Here is a 2139-nt window from a genome sequence, read left to right as displayed (position 1 = left end):
CCGTGGTTGGCTTGCCAACTGCAGGGCTACCATTCGCGTCAGCGGCGCGTAGCGCTTAAGCCCGCTCCGTACCGCTTAGCGGTCGGAGCCGGGTAGTTTACTGTACTGCTGTTGTCGGGATCTTCAACTTTCGATGAGAAAAATGTGGGCTGGCATCGTCCAGGGATCCAGCTTGATGTAGTTGGTGGATCCCTGCCAGGAATACTGCTGGCCGTCCAAGAGGTCGATCACCTTGAAAGTTTGCCAGTGTTCCAAACCCAAAGCCCCCAGGTTGAGGGTGACCCAGCCGGATTGAATGTGAAACGGATCCAAGTTGACCGCCACCAAGATGCGGTTGCTGCCATCAAAGGTGCGCTTGGAGTAGCAGATCAGGGCCTCGTTGTCGGTGGGGTGAAACACAAGGCTCCAGTCGCTTTGTAAAGCCGGGTTTTGCCGTCGGATCCGGTTCACCTGCGCGATCAGAGGCCGCAAGTTATCCGGTGCGTCCAGATCCCAGTGACGGATTTGGTATTTTTCCGAGTCCAGATACTCTTCGCTGCCGGGGCGGAGGGGACGGTTTTCACAGAGTTCAAAAGCGGGGCCGTAGATGCCGTAGCTGGCCCCCAGCGTGGCCGCCAGGATGAGGCGCAGCATAAAAGCCGGGCGTCCCCCCTTTTGTAAGAACTCGTTCAGAATGTCCGGCGTGTTGGGCCAGAGGTTGGGGCGGTAGTACTCCCGCATCGGGGTTTGGGTGAGCTCGGTGAAGTACTCCGTCAGGCCCCACTTGTCGTTGCGCCAAGTGAAATAGGTGTAAGACTGGGTGAAGCCCAGCTTGGCCAAGGATTTCATCAGTTTGGGGCGGGTGAAGGCTTCAGACAAAAAGATTGTCTGCGGGTGCTTGGCCTTGATCTGGCCGATGCACCACTCCCAAAAGCCAAAAGCCTTGGTGTGGGGATTATCAACCCGAAAGATGGTGACTCCCTGGTCGATCCAGTATTCGATAACGCTTTTTAACTCCTCCCAGAGGGCCTGCCAGTTTTCCGTCTCAAAGTCGAGGGGGTAGATGTCTTGATATTTCTTGGGCGGGTTCTCCGCATATTGAATGGTGCCGTCGGGCCGCTTTTTAAACCATTCCGGGTGCTCTTTCACATAGGGGTGGTCCGGCGAGCACTGGAAGGCGATGTCCAGGGCGATATCGATGTTGAGTTTTTTGGCCTCCGCCACCAAGCGATGAAAATCCTCCAGGGATCCCAGTTGCGGATGGATGGCCTTGTGCCCGCCTTCTGGCCCGCCAATGGCCCAGGGAGAGCCCACATCCTCCGGCTCTGCCGTCATAGAGTTGTTTTTGCCCTTGCGGAAGGTGCGCCCGATGGGGTGGATGGGGGGCAGGTAGAGCACATCGAAGCCCATCTCGGCAAGCAGCGGCAGGCGGGCGATCACATCCTGGAAGGTGCCGTGGGTGTGTTCGTCAGGGCCGCAGGAGCGGGGAAACAGCTCGTACCAGGTGCTGAAGCGGGCCTTCTCCGGATCCACCCAAACCCGTCGCTCCGGGTAGGCGGTGACGAAGCGGCGCTCGCCGTAGAGCTGCATCAGGGATCCCAGGGTTGGGGAAAGGGCGATCGCGATAGCCGGATCCCCGCCTTGGCGGAGCATTTGGGCGTAGTTGCGCAGCTTTGCCGCCAGATCCCCGCTTTGAGCCTGGGCGGCCCGCTCCACTAGCTCCGCCCCGATCAACAGCTCCACCGCCACATCCTGCTCGGCAGCCACCCGCTTGTGCAGATCCTGCTGCCAGGTTTGGAAAGGATCCACCCAGGCCAAGATGCGGTAAAAGGCTTGGCCAATTTGTGTGACCTGAAATTGCGCCCGCCAGCGGTCGTTGCCGATGGGCTCCATGAAGAGCTCCTCCCAGTCTGTTGCCCCGGCCTGGCGAAAACTGAGCACCGCCGAGAGTTGGTCGTGACCATCAGCGAAGATGTCCGCCTCCACCACCACGTACTCCCCCACCGTTCGCTTGATGGCGTAGCGCCCACCGTCGATTTCCGGCGTCACCGCCTCGATGATGGCCCGTTGCCGACCTTCCGTTGGCCACATAGGGTTAACCTCGCCCCTTTTCAATTTCTAGAGGTGCACCGCCGCATGAGACAATGCACTTAGAATCAT

At 59.2% G+C, this 2139-nt stretch carries 1 protein-coding gene; it reads right to left on the bottom strand.

Annotated elements, in window-relative coordinates; translation table 11 throughout:
- Positions 1-123 precede the first annotated feature (123 nt).
- On the bottom strand, positions 124-2070 hold the full coding sequence (locus tag NW835_RS00270) for an alpha-1,4-glucan--maltose-1-phosphate maltosyltransferase (RefSeq protein WP_414414214.1): 1947 nt from the start codon (positions 2068-2070) through the stop codon (positions 124-126).
- Between the last annotated feature and the right edge of the window lie 69 nt (positions 2071-2139).

Source organism: Synechococcus sp. OH2, assembly GCF_047462155.1.
In the GTDB taxonomy this organism is placed as follows: Bacteria; Cyanobacteriota; Cyanobacteriia; order Thermostichales; family Thermostichaceae; genus Thermostichus.
This window is presented reverse-complemented; position numbering and strand designations above follow the sequence as displayed.